The organism is Sphingobacterium sp. xlx-130, from assembly GCF_011007405.1.
GTDB lineage: Bacteria > Bacteroidota > Bacteroidia > Sphingobacteriales > Sphingobacteriaceae > Sphingobacterium > Sphingobacterium luzhongxinii.
In genome coordinates this window covers 508,711-525,443 of record NZ_WFKN01000006.1, presented here as the reverse complement: position 1 = coordinate 525,443, position 16,733 = coordinate 508,711, and the positions used below count along the sequence as shown (strand labels likewise).

At 38.6% G+C, this 16,733-nt stretch carries 17 protein-coding genes and 1 riboswitch; of the genes, 8 read left to right on the top strand and 9 right to left on the bottom strand.

Features of this window, described 5'->3' with window-relative positions:
* Positions 1–28: 28 nt before the first annotated feature.
* Positions 29–123, bottom strand: a riboswitch (TPP riboswitch).
* A gap of 67 nt (positions 124–190) precedes the next feature.
* Together G7B18_RS13800 and G7B18_RS13795 are read left to right on the top strand one after the other, a co-directional pair.
* A complete protein-coding gene (locus G7B18_RS13800; RefSeq protein WP_164123124.1) occupies positions 191–754 on the top strand; it encodes a lipocalin family protein in 564 nt (187 codons plus the stop codon).
* A 27-nt stretch (positions 755–781) separates the two neighbouring features.
* A complete protein-coding gene (locus G7B18_RS13795) occupies positions 782–1,354 on the top strand; it encodes a hypothetical protein (RefSeq protein ID WP_164112414.1) in 573 nt (190 codons plus the stop codon).
* On the opposite strand, the gene G7B18_RS13790 is transcribed toward G7B18_RS13795, so the two are convergent.
* The 4 genes from G7B18_RS13790 to G7B18_RS13775 all read right to left on the bottom strand — a co-directional run bounded on the left by G7B18_RS13790 (position 1,349) and on the right by G7B18_RS13775 (position 6,375).
* On the bottom strand, positions 1,349–1,558 hold the full coding sequence (locus tag G7B18_RS13790; RefSeq protein WP_164112413.1) for a hypothetical protein: 210 nt from the start codon (positions 1,556–1,558) through the stop codon (positions 1,349–1,351). The two genes, G7B18_RS13795 and G7B18_RS13790, sit on opposite strands and share 6 nt — an antisense overlap.
* A 455-nt stretch (positions 1,559–2,013) precedes the next feature.
* Positions 2,014–2,643 (bottom strand): response regulator transcription factor, encoded by a 630-nt coding sequence (locus G7B18_RS13785; protein ID WP_164112412.1) that lies wholly within the window; start codon positions 2,641–2,643, stop codon positions 2,014–2,016.
* A complete protein-coding gene (locus tag G7B18_RS13780) occupies positions 2,636–4,900 on the bottom strand; it encodes a sensor histidine kinase (protein WP_164112411.1) in 2,265 nt (754 codons plus the stop codon). The genes G7B18_RS13785 and G7B18_RS13780 overlap by 8 nt, the downstream gene beginning before the upstream one ends.
* A 116-nt stretch (positions 4,901–5,016) precedes the next feature.
* A complete protein-coding gene (locus G7B18_RS13775; RefSeq protein ID WP_164112410.1) occupies positions 5,017–6,375 on the bottom strand; it encodes a WG repeat-containing protein in 1,359 nt (452 codons plus the stop codon).
* Positions 6,376–6,559: 184 nt separating this feature from the next.
* On the opposite strand from G7B18_RS13775, the gene G7B18_RS13770 reads away from it, so the two are divergent.
* On the top strand, positions 6,560–7,330 hold the full coding sequence (locus tag G7B18_RS13770; protein WP_164112409.1) for a DUF3050 domain-containing protein: 771 nt from the start codon (positions 6,560–6,562) through the stop codon (positions 7,328–7,330).
* A 222-nt stretch (positions 7,331–7,552) separates the two neighbouring features.
* Here the strand turns inward: G7B18_RS13770 and G7B18_RS13765 are convergent, their stop codons facing one another.
* Positions 7,553–8,056 (bottom strand): immunoglobulin-like domain-containing protein, encoded by a 504-nt coding sequence (locus G7B18_RS13765; RefSeq protein ID WP_164123123.1) that lies wholly within the window; start codon positions 8,054–8,056, stop codon positions 7,553–7,555.
* A 111-nt stretch (positions 8,057–8,167) separates the two neighbouring features.
* Between G7B18_RS13765 and G7B18_RS13760 the strand changes: the two genes are divergently transcribed.
* Entirely contained in the window at positions 8,168–8,356 is a 189-nt protein-coding gene (locus tag G7B18_RS13760) for a DUF3050 domain-containing protein (protein WP_240452863.1), read from the top strand.
* Positions 8,357–8,578: 222 nt separating this feature from the next.
* On the opposite strand, the gene G7B18_RS13755 is transcribed toward G7B18_RS13760, so the two are convergent.
* A complete protein-coding gene (locus G7B18_RS13755; RefSeq protein ID WP_164123122.1) occupies positions 8,579–9,082 on the bottom strand; it encodes an immunoglobulin-like domain-containing protein in 504 nt (167 codons plus the stop codon).
* 21 nt (positions 9,083–9,103) lie between these two features.
* Entirely contained in the window at positions 9,104–10,333 is a 1,230-nt protein-coding gene (locus G7B18_RS13750) for a S1 family peptidase (protein WP_164123120.1), read from the bottom strand.
* 824 nt (positions 10,334–11,157) lie between these two features.
* Here G7B18_RS13750 and G7B18_RS13745 point away from each other — a divergent pair.
* Positions 11,158–11,793, top strand: coding sequence for a peptidylprolyl isomerase (locus G7B18_RS13745; RefSeq protein WP_240452862.1), 636 nt, complete (start codon positions 11,158–11,160; stop codon positions 11,791–11,793).
* A 10-nt stretch (positions 11,794–11,803) separates the two neighbouring features.
* Here G7B18_RS13745 and G7B18_RS13740 read toward each other — a convergent pair whose 3' ends face one another.
* Positions 11,804–12,625 carry a ZIP family metal transporter gene (locus G7B18_RS13740; RefSeq protein ID WP_164112404.1) on the bottom strand — a complete coding sequence of 274 codons (822 nt, stop codon included), beginning with the start codon at positions 12,623–12,625 and terminating at the stop codon, positions 11,804–11,806.
* A 118-nt stretch (positions 12,626–12,743) separates the two neighbouring features.
* On the opposite strand from G7B18_RS13740, the gene G7B18_RS13735 reads away from it, so the two are divergent.
* The 3 genes from G7B18_RS13735 (at position 12,744) to G7B18_RS13725 (ending at position 15,073) form a co-directional block, all read left to right on the top strand.
* Positions 12,744–13,400: a metal-dependent transcriptional regulator gene (locus tag G7B18_RS13735; protein ID WP_164112403.1), complete on the top strand. Its 657-nt coding sequence runs from the start codon at positions 12,744–12,746 to the stop codon at positions 13,398–13,400.
* Positions 13,401–13,575: 175 nt separating this feature from the next.
* Complete coding sequence (locus tag G7B18_RS13730; RefSeq protein ID WP_164123118.1) at positions 13,576–13,725, top strand: hypothetical protein; 150 nt, start codon at positions 13,576–13,578, stop codon at positions 13,723–13,725.
* Positions 13,726–13,948: 223 nt separating this feature from the next.
* Complete coding sequence (locus G7B18_RS13725) at positions 13,949–15,073, top strand: lipid II:glycine glycyltransferase FemX (protein WP_164112401.1); 1,125 nt, start codon at positions 13,949–13,951, stop codon at positions 15,071–15,073.
* Between the two features lie 95 nt (positions 15,074–15,168).
* On the opposite strand, the gene G7B18_RS13720 is transcribed toward G7B18_RS13725, so the two are convergent.
* On the bottom strand, positions 15,169–16,692 hold the full coding sequence (locus G7B18_RS13720; protein ID WP_164123116.1) for an acyl-CoA dehydrogenase family protein: 1,524 nt from the start codon (positions 16,690–16,692) through the stop codon (positions 15,169–15,171).
* Between the last annotated feature and the right edge of the window lie 41 nt (positions 16,693–16,733).

Sequence of the window (16,733 nt, the reverse complement as noted above, 5' to 3'; positions counted from 1 at the left end):
TCGGCCACAATACAATTGTATTATGCTTTGATAGGTTCTTGCTTTTCCCTACGACGGTACCAACCGTGTCAGGTTCAAAGGGTCTATCTCAGTCCGTAACAACGGACACCCCTAAAGCCAGGGTAAATATAGTCATTTCGGAAAAGAGTAGGGACTTTTTCCGTCATATTATAGTCAGTTCAACTGGAGAATGAAAGTCGAAATCACGGAAAGCAGGGAGGAGAGAGTATTGTTTAAACTCGTATTTTTGTTGGATATGATGTATTTGAGAATCGCCCTATTGCTGATCGTAATGTTTTATGGTAAGGTTGTGGCGCAAGAAATAGATGCCGCTAAATTAATTGGTATATGGAAGTTAGAACGGTCGGGTTTTATTCGAGAGGGGGTGGAAGTGATAAAGGATTTTGATGGGTGCCGTTTGTCTCGAAATTTTGTATTTAGATCGGATAATACGGTGGACTATACCTACTACGAAGGAAATTTGGATACTTGTTACGCTGCCGATGTAGAGACGTATCAGTGGAAGTTAGAAGGAGATACCTTGGTGGTCGAGTTGAGGGGGTATTTTGGGTACTATCTGTTGCAAATTGGGGAAGAGGATGAGCTTAGAATGCAGGCCGTCGAAATAGATAGAAAGCCTACCCGAGACGCACTTATAGATAAAATATTGAATACGGTGCATTTTGATGTGTATCGTAAACGATCAAGCCCCGTAAACTGCGAGGCATGTCGTTTAGTTTTGAAACTGCAATAGAAAAAAGATTTAATGAATAAGATGTATATGAAAAAACTGATTTGTTGTTTTGCTTTTATCTGGGCATTAGGTAGCGTCAAAGGGCAGTCACTCGATGTCAAGATCATACAGGACGGTAAGGTTGTGTTTCCTAGGGATGGTCTGTATGTACTCACACCAAAGAGCTTTTCATTCGAAATAAGGTCTACCGGAGTTGAGGGCTTTTTAGTAGGTGTGACGACAGACGAGTATATTTACAAGTCTGCATTGGGCAAAGCAGATCAAGAAGTGATGTGGTTTGAGGAGACAGGAATGGCCGAATCCTTGTTTAATGCCGATAAGGAGGTTTTTGTGAGTGATGAGGCGCCTAGTTATTGGTATTTTACATCAGCCGAAGACCATCGGTTTGATTTAGGGACAGGTGGAACCACTACTTCCTGGCAAGCATTCCGGACCGTCAACAGTTTTTATGACATGGCAACAGGCGGGTCGGTTTCCGTTAAGAAAATTAAAAAGCCTTTATACTTTTTCTTTTATCTTCCTGTCTACGATGAAGACTATAATCTAGTAGACAAGAAATGCCTATTTAATGCTCAATTGAATTGGGCAAGGCCATTATAACAGTACAGATGTTTGTTCTTCTTTCATCTGTGTTATTAACTTATTGTATCTTGATGAAATAGAATGGTTCGGAGATTGCTTATCTTTTTCTGTTGGTAAAAAGTGTATAGGGTTGATAGAGATCTCCTCCGAGGTAAGTAGGTATTCTTCTTTGAGTTTACCTTCTAATCTCTCGTAAATAGTAAGTTTATAATGTGTCGTCATGAATAATATTCCTCTCTTTTATCAGTATGCTCACCAAATATGCAAAATAAAGGAGTGTTTTACGTGTTTTTTGAGGGTAGTAAACGGGTAGTGTACCTGGTTTTGAGGGGTAGTCGTGTTTGTTTTTTAAAGCTTAACTTATTGTATTTGAGTGTTATATTTGTTTTTTTTGTTTGTAGGCAGAATGGCCGATGTCCCGGATTGTCCCTGGTGTATATTAGTAGGTAATTTTGTTTGACATTTAAGAAAGGTTGTATTTAATTTTTATCTAGCCTTATTCCCATAAGATACATTCAGATTAATCAATCAAGAAAAAGATTAAATAGATTGCAGCTGTATGGTTTATTACGGAGGATACGGGGAAGTGCGTATCAAAACCAATCATGAAATATGGCATATTGATCGGCGATAAGTGCTAAAGCAAACTTTTCGCCGATTCAAAAAAGACAGATAGCTTAAGCTCTAATTAGACCATATTCGATAGCCAGTTTTATTGCAGAGCTAAGATTTGATGTCTTAAATTTTTCAATAAGATTTTTTCGGTGACTTTCTACGGTATGCGGACTGATAAACAATTTTTCCGCAATCTGGACGGTAGTAAGACCGACGGCGGCCTCACCTAATATTTCTTTTTCGCGACGAGTAAGCTTGGGTACACTACTGAGCGCGTCCTTTACCTTTTTGTCTAGCACGGTTTTAGTTTGGGAACAACTAAATCGGTTTCCATGAAGTACGGTTTTTATGCCGTTCAGTATTTCATCTACACCTGCATTCTTCTGTATATAGCCTTGCGCGCCTTCTTGAAACGCGGTATTGATTACAGCATATTCATTATGTACACTCAAGATGATAATATGCATAGATGGAAACGCTGCAAGTAGTGGTTTTATTAAGTCAATTCCATTACTGTCTGAAAGGTTTATATCGAGTAGTAATACATCTATCGGCGTCTCTTCCACACCTCGCTTTAAGGCCTCTGCGCTATGGTAGCAAGCGGTGATCTGAAGGTTTGGCTCTTGGGATAAGATATTTTTTAGCCCCTCTAAAAGCAAGGGGTGATCGTCTGTAATGGCTATTTTAATCATATTTTTCTTTTTTTGGAAATTCAAACTCAACACTGGTCCCGAGGTTTAAACTTGATTGTATATGTAGATTCCCATTTAAAAAGCGAACTCGGGAATTAATATTGTGTAATCCAGCGCTGTTGTTGTTTTTTATCGTGTTGACATCAAATCCTTTACCGTCGTCTTCTACAGTAACCATATATCGGAACTCTTCTTCTACAACCTGAATGATAATTTGATGGGGCTGTGCATGTTTGATGGCGTTGTTGACTAATTCTTGTATGACTCTATAGGTAATCAACTCTTGATCTTTATCCATGGAGTATGTATAGTACAAAAATTGTACATTTATTTCGGTCGAATCGTTCGACATTCGTGAAGCGTAATCAGTCAAAGTCTCTTCAAGACCATAGTTCTGTAATAGATCAGGCATCAGGTTGTGTGCTACACGTCTCAATTCACCGACGGCAATGTCAAGTTGTTCGATAGACCTTGACAATTGCTGTTTTGAAAAATCGTCCGATTTTTCACGAATATGAGAAAGATGTAATTTTGTCCCAGATAATAGCCCCCCTAATCCATCATGAAGATCCCTTGCTAAGCGTCCACGTTCTTGCTCCTGGCCATCAAGCATTGCCGTTAGTGTAGCTATATTTGACCGTTGCCTCTCTTTTTCCAAAGCTAAGCCATGTAGCTGTTCACGTTGCCGCATATGCTTCGTACGTTGTCTATAGGCATAAAACAAGAGTAGTAATAATAAAAATGTAGTCCCAATCAGAATTGTGAAAAAACGGTTTATATTTTCCCGGTAAGAAAGTTCTTTTCTGTAGTTCAGAGCTTCGCCGGCCCGAGTCTCGCTTTCAAGTTTCGAAAGACGCAATACCTGACCTTGTTTTTCAGCCTCCATTTGCGATAGCTCTAACCGTTTGAGGTTGTTTTCTTCCCGAAGTTTTAGGTTTTCAAGCTCCTGTCTTTGTTGTATACCGAGGGCCCGCATGAGTTGTAGCTGTTGTTCCTTTTTCTCGGATTCAAGTTGCAGGTTTTGGAGTTGCTGCATTTGCTTTTCTTTTTCATATTGGGCTTCGAGTCGCTTACTTAGTCCAAGTTTCTCTTTGTTATAAATTGCTTCAAAGGTTTTTAGATAGAGTTTGTAGTAGCGTAAAGCCTCGTGGTTGTTACCTTCGCACTCTGATACATTACTCAGGTTTTCATAAATACTAAGTAGTATGTGTTGGTCAGGAACGGGCTCTTTATTAATCTCTGCGAGTGAGGCAAGTAGGTTGGCTTTGGCTTTTTCATAGTTCTGTTCTTGTATAGCCAATTCAGCATGTATACCGTATGCGGAAGCAACATGATTGTGTTGCCCCGTTTCTAAGCCCTTGGATTGTGCTAACAGTGCATAGAACTGGACGCTCTCTCTGTACTCTTCCGGGTAGAAGCGTAAATAGAGATTTGCTAAGTTGTTGGCTACAAAAGACAGATTAGAAGTAATGGCGAAAGAGTGCTTATTTTTATTGTATACGGCTATTGCCTGCAAATAATATTTTTCAGCTAAGTCTCTATAACGTTGTACATGGGGGTTAGCTGTGAATTGTTGTTCATGCATATAACCCATAGACATATAAGCTTCAAAGATCGCATTTGGATCCTTTTGTTTTTCAGCTATCTTTAAAGATAGGTTTCCGTATTTTTCCTGCGATTCATATTCATTCCAATTGGCATATATGGAAGTTAGTTCTTTATATACAGAAGCTTTGCGAAGCTCTAGTGTAGGTGAAGGGGGGGAGGAGTCAAAATATTGTAATGCCTGAAGAAAACTGCGTACAGCTTCGGCTTCTTTGTTATTTCTAGCCGCCAACCAGCCTTCGCCATACTTTACATAGCCTTTTATTTCAATTTCCTTTGTTTTTTTAGCATATAGTTTGGCCTTGGTAATATTGTCAATTGAGGTTGTTGCGTTGTCCAGTATACGATTATTCATGGCAAGTACGGTATATAGGTAGGCCGTATACTTACCATCGGAAAGTTTAGAAGCAAGAGCTACATTCTCTTCTATAAGAGCTATGGCCTTGTCCTGTTGATTATTGAAAAAAAGTGCCTGTGCGTATTTTCCGGTCAGCTGAAATCGCTCTATACTGGCTTCTCTAGTTTTGTTATAGTCTTTTTTTAGTTGGTTAAGTAGATCTTGTGCTAGGACTAGATTGCCGTAGAATAAAAGAAAGATAATAAGTATGTATACAGTCCCCCTAGAAACTTGCCTTAATAACTTTTTTGCCATGCTAAAGTTGTCCCGATTTGTGAAGATAAGTCAACGAATATAAAGCTTTCTGTTGAAATGAGGGGAAATCTCCTCTATGCTAACTGATCAGCATAGAGGAGATCTGAAAAGTAAAATTAGTCTTCGGTAGTATGAATACGTTGCCCCTTACTGTCGATATAGTATATCTCTAGAGCTTCTGGATCTTCTGCTACAGCTGCCATGTTTTCCGAAAATGTATTCGCAAAAGTGAATTTAAAAGGAATGAGTGTTTTACCGTTCTCGTCAATGTATCCATATTTTCCATCCTTTTGCGCTAGGATGAGGTTGTTTTCAGTAGGCAGATAGATGAATTCAAATGTTTCGCCTATTCTTTTCTTTTGCGTGATGTTGTACAAGACATATTCCTCATCTACAATAGTAGCAAAATTAGTTTTGTTATAATCAGAAATTAACGCATGTTCGATAGGAACAACTATTTTTTGATTTTGATCGATTAGACCACTTTTTTCACCAATCGTGACCATAGCCATGCCATGGTTGAAGAATGATATCATATCATATTTTGCAGGTATAAAGGTTTTACCATCTTTATGCAATAGACCATATTTTTCATTCTGACCATATAGATACTGCTTTGTATTATCGTCATAGTTGAGGTATTCATAGGTAAATGGGATTAATACCTTACCATTTTTATCAATTGCACCATATTTCTCGTTTTTATCAATTGCAAGCGCGACATTGTCGTCTGTAAATATACCGATGTAAGTATATAGCGGTTCGATTATGATATTATCAGATTCGTCTTTCATACCAAACAATTCACCGGATTCTTCACTGTACAGAAAACGGTCCTCGGCCAATTGTGTCTCGGCTGCATCCATGTCTTCACCGGTCATTTCTGTGTAACCATCTGGTACCTCGAAGTAACTATTATCCAATGTTTCATTTTGTACTTTACTTGCTATAAACCCGTTGCCTCCGACCGATAATGATAATACGGCTCCTTTTAGTTGTTTGAAAAATTGGAATTCTCCCCAATAAAGACTAGGTATTTCGTCGGTGTACCAAATCTCTATCAAAGCTTCTTCATTCTCTTCTGTGCCATAGTCTACTTTTAATTGTGCCAGTTTACAGTTGTAGCCGGCTATTTTTTTCTGCTTTCCCGCCACAAGCTTAATCGGTAACAGTTCTTCTTCCTCTTCGATGTTCGTGTCATTAATCAGGTACTCTTCTGAATCTGGTATTAATGCAAAGGAAGAGTTTTCGTTTTTATGCGTGATGTATATAACCCCGCTTAGTGCAGCATTATCTACTCTAAAGTATTCTTTGTTAACCCAAGCAGTCATTAATGCATTGCCTCTGCTTTCCGCTGTCTTAGCGTCAGATTCGGCTAGCACACTGTAGTCAATTCGAAACAGCTTTTGGGATTGTGCCCAGGCACCTGTGAAGGTTAATACTACTGCTGTAATAAATAAAGTTATTTTTTTCATTTTTAGTTCCATTACTTACACAAAGATGCTAATAGTTTTATGCATTTTCTATCCCCGATAACCGCTAATTTTTATCGCTCTAGGAATCAAAATATTGTGGTTCGAAGGCTGTTAAATAAAGAAAGAGGACCATTTAATTTACTGTTTCTTTTAGCTATACGCCTTCGAATCCCTACTTTTGTATATGAATAAGATTGAAGAGATTAATGCGTATATCCAAAATGAACGCGAACAACTATTAGCACATCCGTTATACTCCAAAATTAGTAGTATTAACGATTTACGTTTATTTACCGAAGTACACGTGTATGCCGTTTGGGATTTTATGTCTTTATTGAAAAGTTTACAAAGGCGCCTTACATGCACACAGGTACCCTGGGTAGCTTCAGAATATCCAAATACAAGATACCTTATTAATGAAATTGTGTTGGCCGAAGAATCGGACGAGTATATTGACGGAAGACGGTTAAGTCATTTTGAAATGTATTTGGATGCGATGATTTCAATGGGGGCAGATACCGCTGCTATCGATCAGTTCGTCACCCTTATCAAGCAAGGTGTACAGGTTCGAGAAGCTATAGGTGGACTGGAGGCTGATCCACGTATAAAAGCTTTTTTAGACTATACCTTTACTGTTATTTTTGATGGAGGAGATCACGAAGTTGCTGCTGCTTTTACTTTTGGCAGAGAAGATTTAATTCCAGGCATGTTTAGTGCTATACTCAAAGAAATCCAGGTTCGTTTTCCCGATACTGATTTGCAGAAATTTATCTATTATTTTGAACGTCATATCGAATTGGACGGCGATGAGCATGGGCCTCTTGCTATGCAGATGATCATGGAGCTAGCGGGGGAAGATGAAGCAAAATGGGATACCATAAAAAAGGTGTCAAAAGAGGCTTTAACAAAAAGAATAGCTTTGTGGGATGCCATTTACGATCGTATTGTAGGATGAAAAGTCGGTCGGAGACAACAAAACTTTCATGATTCCATTGAATCACCAACAGATATGAAAGTTCTTGGTGGCCTCTGAAAACATACACTTTCAGAAAAAAAGTAAAGGCAGCTTCGATAAGCAATTTATATATTCAGACCTGTAAAATAATAAACAAAAAATACTAATGGAGTTGAAATGCCCATTAGTATTTACATACACAAGTTATAGTATAGAACTTCACTATTTAATAGTAAATTCTGCAGTCACCAATATTTTCTGCTCAGGCTTACTCTTAAACCAAAGCTCTTTACATAACCTATATCTGCCAGCTTTTTTAAATTCATCATCTAATATGAATGGAATACCATATGGTTGTGAATTTTTCGATTTAGGCCTGACAACTCCAAGATAATCTGGCCATCCAAGATTTTCGAGTAAAGGCACATTCTGCCATCTTCCATTTACAAATCGTTCTATTGTAACCGGATCGCCAAAATACAATATTTCTTCCGTCTTATTCATTATTACACATTGTACTATCTTTTTATCCTCGGTTCGAAGTAGCACATTTGGTAATAGTTGCATCTCAATACTATCTGGACTATTATAGCCACCACCCGTTGCCTGTGTTTTATAAATGTTTAAATTTTCTGTAACTATAGCGGAGGGGTTAACGCTACTACTAGCGTAACTTGACTGAAATAATAGGGTAAAAAAAAACAAGAAATTTATTCGTGTAAACATATCTTAAAATTTAATCTGTAATTAATACCTAGCTAATCCAAAGGTAGTTAAAATATTGTCTGCTTTCCTATTTCTCTGTACTCCAAAACCTTCTATTAACGTGGTCAATTTTTGATTAGCCACTTCTTGTGGAGAGGCGAATTGGACGGCGATGAGCATGGGCCTCTTGCTATGCAGATGATCATGGAGCCAGCGGGGGAAGATGAAGCAAAATGGGATGCCATAAAAAAGGTGTCAAAAGAGGCTTTAACAAAAAGAATAGCTTTGTGGGATGCCATTTACGATCGTATTGTAGGATGAAAAGTCGGTCGGAGACAACAAAACTTTCATGATTCGATTGAATCACCAACAGAAATGAAAGTTCTTGGTGGCCTCTGAAAACATACACTTTCAGAAAAAAAGTAAAGGCAGCTTCGATAAGCAATTTATATATTCAGACCTGTAAAATAATAAACAAAAAATACTAATGGAGTTGAAATGCCCATTAGTATTTACATACACAAGTTATAGTATAGAACTTCACTATTTAATAGTAAATTCTGCAGTCACCAATATTTTCTGCTCAGGCTTACTCTTAAACCAAAGCTCTTTACATAACCTATATCTGCCAGCTTTTTTAAATTCATCATCTAATATGAATGGAATACCATATGGTTGTGAATTTTTCGATTTAGGCCTGACAACTCCAAGATAATCTGGCCATCCAAGATTTTCGAGTAAAGGCACATTCTGCCATCTTCCATTTACAAATCGTTCTATTGTAACCGGATCGCCAAAATACAATATTTCTTCCGTCTTATTCATTATTACACATTGTACTATCTTTTTATCCTCGGTTCGAAGTAGCACATTTGGTAATAGTTGCATCTCAATACTATCTGGACTATTATAGCCACCACCCGTTGCCTGTGTTTTATAAATGTTTAAATTTTCTGTAACTATAGCGGAGGGGTTAACGCTACTACTAGCGTAACTTGACTGAAATAATAGGGTAAAAAAAACCAAGAAATTTATTCGTGTAAACATATCTTAAAATTTAATCTGTAATTAATACCTAGCTAATCCAAAGGTAGTTAAAATATTGTCTGCTTTCGTAAAATAAGCTGTTTTTGTACTTCCAACTGTTTGAGAGCCAGTGTGTATTCCGACAGTCGGACGTGTACCTGTAGCACTGATGTAGGTGTAGACTATCCCACCACTGTCTCCTTTTGCACTCGTATATGTTGCTGTTGTCATATCTGTAATTATATTATTATTTAAAGGAGCTGGCCATGACGCATTAGTACTTAATATTACTCCTGAAGTATGATTCGTTACGTATCCTATTTTATTCACAACAGTTCCTGCTCCCGGTTGGCTTGTAGAAACAGATAATAAATCTGATGCCGTACCCCATAATAAATTTGACGCGGCATAAGCGGGATTAAAAATGGTAACAAACGCCGCATCAATCGTTCCTTCGATCTGGGTTTTATAACATCCACCTATGATAATCGAATTAGAATTTTCATAAAATGCGGCCTCAGCTTGACGTATTACATGCCCTGCCGTAACTACTCCTTCTTTTCCATCCGATATGCGCTTTGCTCTAAATCCGATTGATCCCACCTTTAAATAACTAGATATGGACTGTCCTGGTTGGAGGCTGGATTCAAACATAGGTTCACCTTCAGATTTTTTAAAAATTATAGCGGGAGAATTTAAAACGGAAGCCTTAAATTCATTTATTTTTGTTTCACCAATATCTTTTAGTTCCATCACAATTCTGTTTTCACTGTCCATTAATGAGAAAACACTGATATTCTCCACAATTGCTGATTTTATATTCTTAGCAGCAAATGCATTAAGCTGATTCATAATATCCGAAAGATATGCGTATGAATAATCAGCTACCTTAAATTCAAGTTTACTTTCTCCGACTGCTGAAATTACTCGTTGCATTCCAAGCTGCATATCTCCGAAGATATAGATTGTCAAGTTTCCTTCTTTGCTTATATAAGCCCCTCCATAGTACTCAGGATAATCCGGTACCTCTTTATTCAGTCTGTTTCTCTGTACTCCAAAACCTTCTATTAACTTGGTCAATTTTTGATTAGCCACTTCTTGTGGAGAGGCGTCTCCTTCTACAGCGAACATGGCAAAAGGTTTATTGTTCGCAAGTTTGTCACCAATACCGACTTTATTGAACTGAAATTCATCAAACTGACTTCTATCAGAACAAGCGTTCAATAATATTAAAGCCAAAAATGTCAATCTCACTAAGATTGCTTTTCTCATAATAAAATAGTTTAAATTTATAAATATAGAAATGTACCGTTTTTTTTGACGCTATGAAACGATTTAGTGTAAAAAGAAAATTACAAAGCGCTAAAAATCAGCGAAATATGTTGATGTTCGGGATTGTCAGCTGCATTTAAACTCCATCTGATCAATGATCTCATTTGGCAAGAATCCGCCTTATATGCCTCTTCAAAACAGCCCAGTGCAAAATAAAGTCTGTAAACTATTTTAAGGTCGCATCAGAGTTTGGCACCCCAAGTCTTGCTTCGAGCTGTACACGTCCTACCAAATAAAAGATCGTCGCTTTTTTGGTGGTTAGACTCCCCGTAAAAAAACTGATATCAGACGTTTAAGAACCAAAAGTTGATGCCTTTAGCGCTCGAACAAAAAATTATACTCTTGTTTTTATTAATCAAGTCCTTTTCATGATAAATAATCATACAAAAGAAACAGAAACGAATTAGTCTGTACAAGAAAATAGGTCCATGAATAATCACTGGTCTAACATTGTATTGCAATATTATTGATAAACAGCAAAAACTTTCAGAAAAAAAAAGGTTTTCAAACGGGGAGAATGAAAACCTTTATAACCAATTATAAACCTAAATTATGATAGCACAAATATAAGTGTAATCTGTACACTATGCAAGGGGATAGGAAGTTTTTTATCTGAAATGACACATCTTTGACATTTTATCTGTAAAAAATCTAAATAGATGAGGATAGCTACAAAATTCGTTTTTATATTTAAACACTTATATTGGGTATAAGGGCGAATTTGTTTGGGGTTGAAAGTTAACTTTAATTTTATTTTGATATATATGCGAATAGTATCACTCTTGATAATGATTTTGTTGGGGACAATATCCCTACAGGCACAAACCAACCGCTTGGTATTCCAAACGGATTTTGGAAATATTAAGGTACTACTTTACGATTTTACACCCCGGCACAGGGATTTGATTTTACAGTCTGTTGAGGACGGAGTCTATATGAAGTCTTTTTTTAATCGGGTTATAGCTGATTTTGTTGTGCAAGGTGGTGAGCATGATGTCGATATAGCCAATAGAGAGGGAGCTGATCCCTCTGGTGCAAAGCCTAGGTTAGGGCCCGAGTTCGACCAGAGAGCTTTTCATAAAGTTGGAGCATTAGGTGCTGGACGGGACGATAATCCCGCGAAAGCCTCATTTTTAAATCAGATTTATTTCGTGGTAGGCAGACCCGTCTTAGAGAAAGATTTGATTCAGCTGGAAGAAAAGAAAGGGCGTAAATATACGCCGGAGCAATGGGCCAGCTACCTTAAATTTGGAGGGCAGCCTCGGTTGGATGGAGATTATACTGTTTTTGGTGAAGTTTATGAAGGAATGGACGTGCTCCTCGAAATCAGTAAAGTCAAGACGGATAGTTTGGATTATCCAGTACTTCCCATTGAATTTAAGTTAATACGGCTAGATTAATTTTAATTCTCTAGCCACTCAATGCCACATCAAGAGCCATCATAATGATGAATCCGCCTATAAATCCCATGGTAGCCATATCTGAATTCTTATTTTGCTGTGCTTCCGGAATTACCTCTTCTACGACTACAAATATCATAGCCCCAGCTGCAAATGCCAATGCATAAGGTAAAATAGGCGTAAAGGCCGCCACGGCAATTGCTCCAGTAACCCCTGCAACTGGCTCGACAATAGCCGAAAGCTGTCCGTAAAAAAAGCTTTTTCGGCGGCTCATCCCCATCCGTCGCAATGGCATAGCAACGGCAATTCCCTCTGGAAAATTTTGTAATCCTATACCTATGGCTAGTGCTATTGCACCACCGATACTTGCGGCAGGAATACCAGCAGCGACACCACCAAATAATACCCCTACAGCCAATCCTTCTGGAATGTTATGTAAGGTGATGGCTAATACGAGCAGTGTTGTTTTTTGCCAGGGTGTCTTTATACCTTCTACTTGTTTAAAGTTGACATGTAAATGAGGTAATACTTTGTCCAAGACAAATAGAAATGCTGCTCCTGCCAAGAAGCCTAGTACGGCGGGCATTACTTTTGTAAAGCCTTCGCCATCACTCATATCGATAGCAGGTATAAGTAGACTCCATATACTGGCAGCTACCATTACTCCTCCTGTAAATCCGAGCATACCATCCATAAATTTCTTGTGGTTTCCTTTGAAGAAAAATACGAAAGCAGCACCTAAGGCGGTCAACAACCAGGTAAACATGGTCGCATAAAAGGCTGCCCAAATTGGATCAGTCTGCTCTAAAAATGAAATAATGGATTCAAACATGTCGGAAATTGCTTAACGTGAGCTAATTTATTTTATCAAAAGTAATAAGTTAGATTATTCTAACAAAATTATTCTCAACAAATATGTTTGCATACTCTAATAATTTGTAGATTTGTGTATGAACACGCCCATAGAGGAAAACTATCTGAAGGCTTTATTTATGTTGTCTGCAACAAAGGGAGAGGCTACGGTCAATGAGGTCAGTCGGTTTCTGGATATAAAAATGCCGACCGTAAACAGCATGATGAAGCGGCTTGCCGACAAGGGGTTTGTCATTCATGAAAATTATAAACCCCTGAAGTTGACTGACGAAGGGCGTTTACAGGCTGCATTGGTAATTCGGAAGCACCGTTTGACCGAGATGTATTTGGTCGAGAAAATGGGATTTGGATGGGACGAAGTACATCATATTGCAGAGCAGATAGAGCATATACACGCCCCCGATTTTTTCAATAAGATGGACGAACTTTTGGGATACCCTACCGTAGACCCCCATGGGTCTCCAATCCCTAACAAGGAGGGTAATGTCGCAGAAGCCCCATATTTAAAACTTAGTGAGTGTCAGGTGGGAGATGAGGTAGAATTGATGGCTGTCGGACAGTCGTCGTCGTCTCTTTTGAAATACCTTGATGCGCGTGAGCTAGGATTAGGGATAAGTATCCGCATCGAAGATATTGAGGATTTTGATAAGAGTATGCATGTGAGTTATTTGGGAAGAGTAGGCGTTATGTTGACTTCGTTGGTCTGTGATAGCCTCTTGGTGAGGAAAGGATAAAGGAGAGGAAAGGATAAAACACCCCATCACATAATTTTAAAATATTCCTTACTTTTAAGCTTCAACAAAGCTATTCTATGTCCGAATCCATTATTCAATCCAGTTTTTCAAGTTATGAAAAGACCGTTTTTTTATTGGCTTGACACCGTTTACCGTTGTGCTGGATTTTATGGTAATGCCCCCCTTAGGTGATATGCTTTTCAAAGCCGTGGATATCAGCGCTTCTTCTTTTGGGAATATTGTATCTGCATGTGCCTATAGTGCCGGTATATTTGGTTTGCTTATTGTCGGTTATGTAGGAGCCGTTTGTGTCGTTTTATCCTAGCTATTGATGGAGAAGGTTGATCGTTATGTAGCCGCAAAAAATAAGATCACAGCAAATTAGTATTTTTCCCTGCACTATTGAGGTTTAGATAGACAGGCTTTTTAACATTAAATCAACAATAGCTTCTGGTATTATCCATTAATAATAGATATGTTTGCCACTTTTGGCATATTGATAGGGTTTATTTCAGTATGTTTTATTCAAAAAAAGAATAAAAGGAAACATGATAGCAGATATTCAGGACAAGGAAGTTGAAGACTTATACCGAACAGGCATTATTCAGCAGACAGCATATTGGTCAGCAGTTAAGAAATTACAGGGATTGCAGTCCAAAGCTTTTAATTTTGAGACCAAGTTATCCGATTTGTATGTAGATACAACAGATACAGGTTATTTGATAGGCGATTTTTTAGTTATCATACAGGCGATAGATAAGGAACACTGTATTGCTTATGTACCTTACGGCCCAGAAGTGGAACCTTCTGAAGAAAATCAAGGTTATTTTCTAGAGCAACTTTCCGAGAGTCTGCGATCTTATCTACCGCAGAATTGTATCATGATTCGGTATGATTTATCTTGGGAATCTCATTGGGCAAAAGATGATGATTGTTACGATCTGCACGGCAACTGGTTGGGTGTGCCTGATAGACGTATTCAGGAAATGCGACTTAATTTCAATACAACGCATTGGAATCTACATAAAGCCAATACAGACATTCTACCATCAAATACCATATTCATGAATCTGAAGCGAGATGATGAAATGCTGCTTGCACGAATGAAGCCTAAGACGCGGTATAATATTAATCTTGCCGCACGAAAAGGCGTTCGTATTCAATCGCTAGGTTTAGAAAGTATAGATGTCTGGTACGATTTGTACCGACAAACGGCCGAGCGCAATAACTTTTTCCTTCACGATATTAATTATTTCAAGATCGTGCTTTCCGCACGGGCAAATGATACGCTATCGCCAGCGGATGTATATCTTTTGGTTGCTGAAGTTGATGAAACACCACTAGCGGCTATGTTCTTGGTCGTCGCCGCGAATAGAGGAACATACCTCTATGGGGCGTCGGCAACGGAGAATAGAAATTATATGGCAACCTATGCGTTGCAATGGCGAGCCATGCAAATTGCACGAGAACTGGGGTGTACCGAGTATGATTTTTTTGGAGTAGCTCCTCAGGCAGATCCCTCGCATCCACTTTATGGACTTTATAGGTTCAAGTCTGGATTTGGAGGGGATATTTATCACCGCTTAGGCTGTTGGGATTATCCACTTGATAAGCAAAAGTATCAATACTACATTTCAATGGAATTTAAAAATCAAAGCTATCACCTAAGTTGATTTTAAACTAGCTATAAAAAAAGCCTGTGACGTATAGTCACAGGCTTTTTTTATAGCGATAACTTTAGATACCTATCTAAGTTATGTTTCAACTGTTATTGATGTATAAAATTTGTCCAATCGCTACCTTCTTCGTAGTCCATTAATGGATCTGCCTGTGTGCCTGCTGACCATTGCCCTGCCAACATGCTCAAGTCCATTTGTATGTGCTGGCGGGTTATCTCGGTCATTTCATTGTTGAAACCGCGATGGTTAGAATGTACTACAAACTGGAAGCAGACTACACGTGCAATCATTCTCCCCAATGTAACCATCTGGCGTTGTTTAGTTTGATCCGGGAGGTTAATGTTCAAAGTACTACCGAATATTTCTGCTGCATCTTTTGTAAGCTCGTAGCTTTTTAGATAATCGAGCAGATTGCCGACTTTCGTTTTGCGCATCACCCGTACTACAGCATCAGCGACCTGCGAATAAAGCATTTCATTAGATCCTTCAAAAATTTGGAAGGGTCTACTGTCTACTACGCTTCGACCAGCGATATGATCTAGGCGATATCCATTTGCCCCGGCCAGCTGTAGTGCTATTTGAGCGGATTCCTGCATCAAATCAGTAACTAGTGCTTTCACACTATTGGCATCAACTGCATTACCAAACAAATCCTCGGCTATAGAACTAATGCTGCTACTGTAGGAGCACATGGCCGAGCATAAGGTGTAGGCCGCTTGGATACGTGATAATTGAAACTTTACAGCATCTATCTCACTCAATGGCTGTCCCGAAACGCGTCTTGTCTTACAGTGTAATAAAGACTCATCCAAAAGACGCTTTATGAATCCCATACCCATACCAGGAAATTGCAACCTGCTACGGTGCAACGTATCCAACATCAATTTGATACCCGTGCTTTCAGCTACCAACTTCTGTACAGCGGGGACTTTGATGTTAATATCATTCAGACCGTATGGAATGGCATAAAGACCTAGGTTATTAAATTTCCTTTGAACGATGATCTTTTGGTCTTCGATAGCGTTATCCGTTACAAAGAAATCAATATCTCTTGCTAATTCACCATTAGCCACAGTTTTCCGGGCAGTGACTAACCAAAAGTCAGCAGCACCCGTTAAGCCTTGCCAGTGCTTTTGTCCTTTGATGGTATAGGTGTCACCTTGCAGTTCATGGGCAGTGCGCATGCTCAAGGCATCACTGCCATAACCGGGTTCTGTAATCATCAAGCCGCCCATAGCTTTATCTTCTAAGAAACGTTTGAAGACGCTAGCGTGTAAAGATGGGTCAGCATATTTAGCAAAAGGCTCCAGGAATAAAGCGATATTAATACCAAACATGAGCGATAGCGATAGTGACTCATAAGATGCGGCGGATAATACGCCCAGACATTCCTTGACGTGCACGCCTCTGCCACCATGTTCTTCAGGAATAGCTACTGAAAGTGGGTTCATCGCCATGATCTCACTCAAAAATGTGGGAGGGAGCCCCCTAGACAAACTGATAGAATTATAATCATATTCAGTATTGAATAAACTAGACAACCGCTCCTTAAAGGATTTTATATACAGATTGAAATCTTGATGAACACCGATTTGTTCCGTTAGATTAAGCATAACAAACGTTTTTTAATTGAAACATTGAGTAAACAAATTTA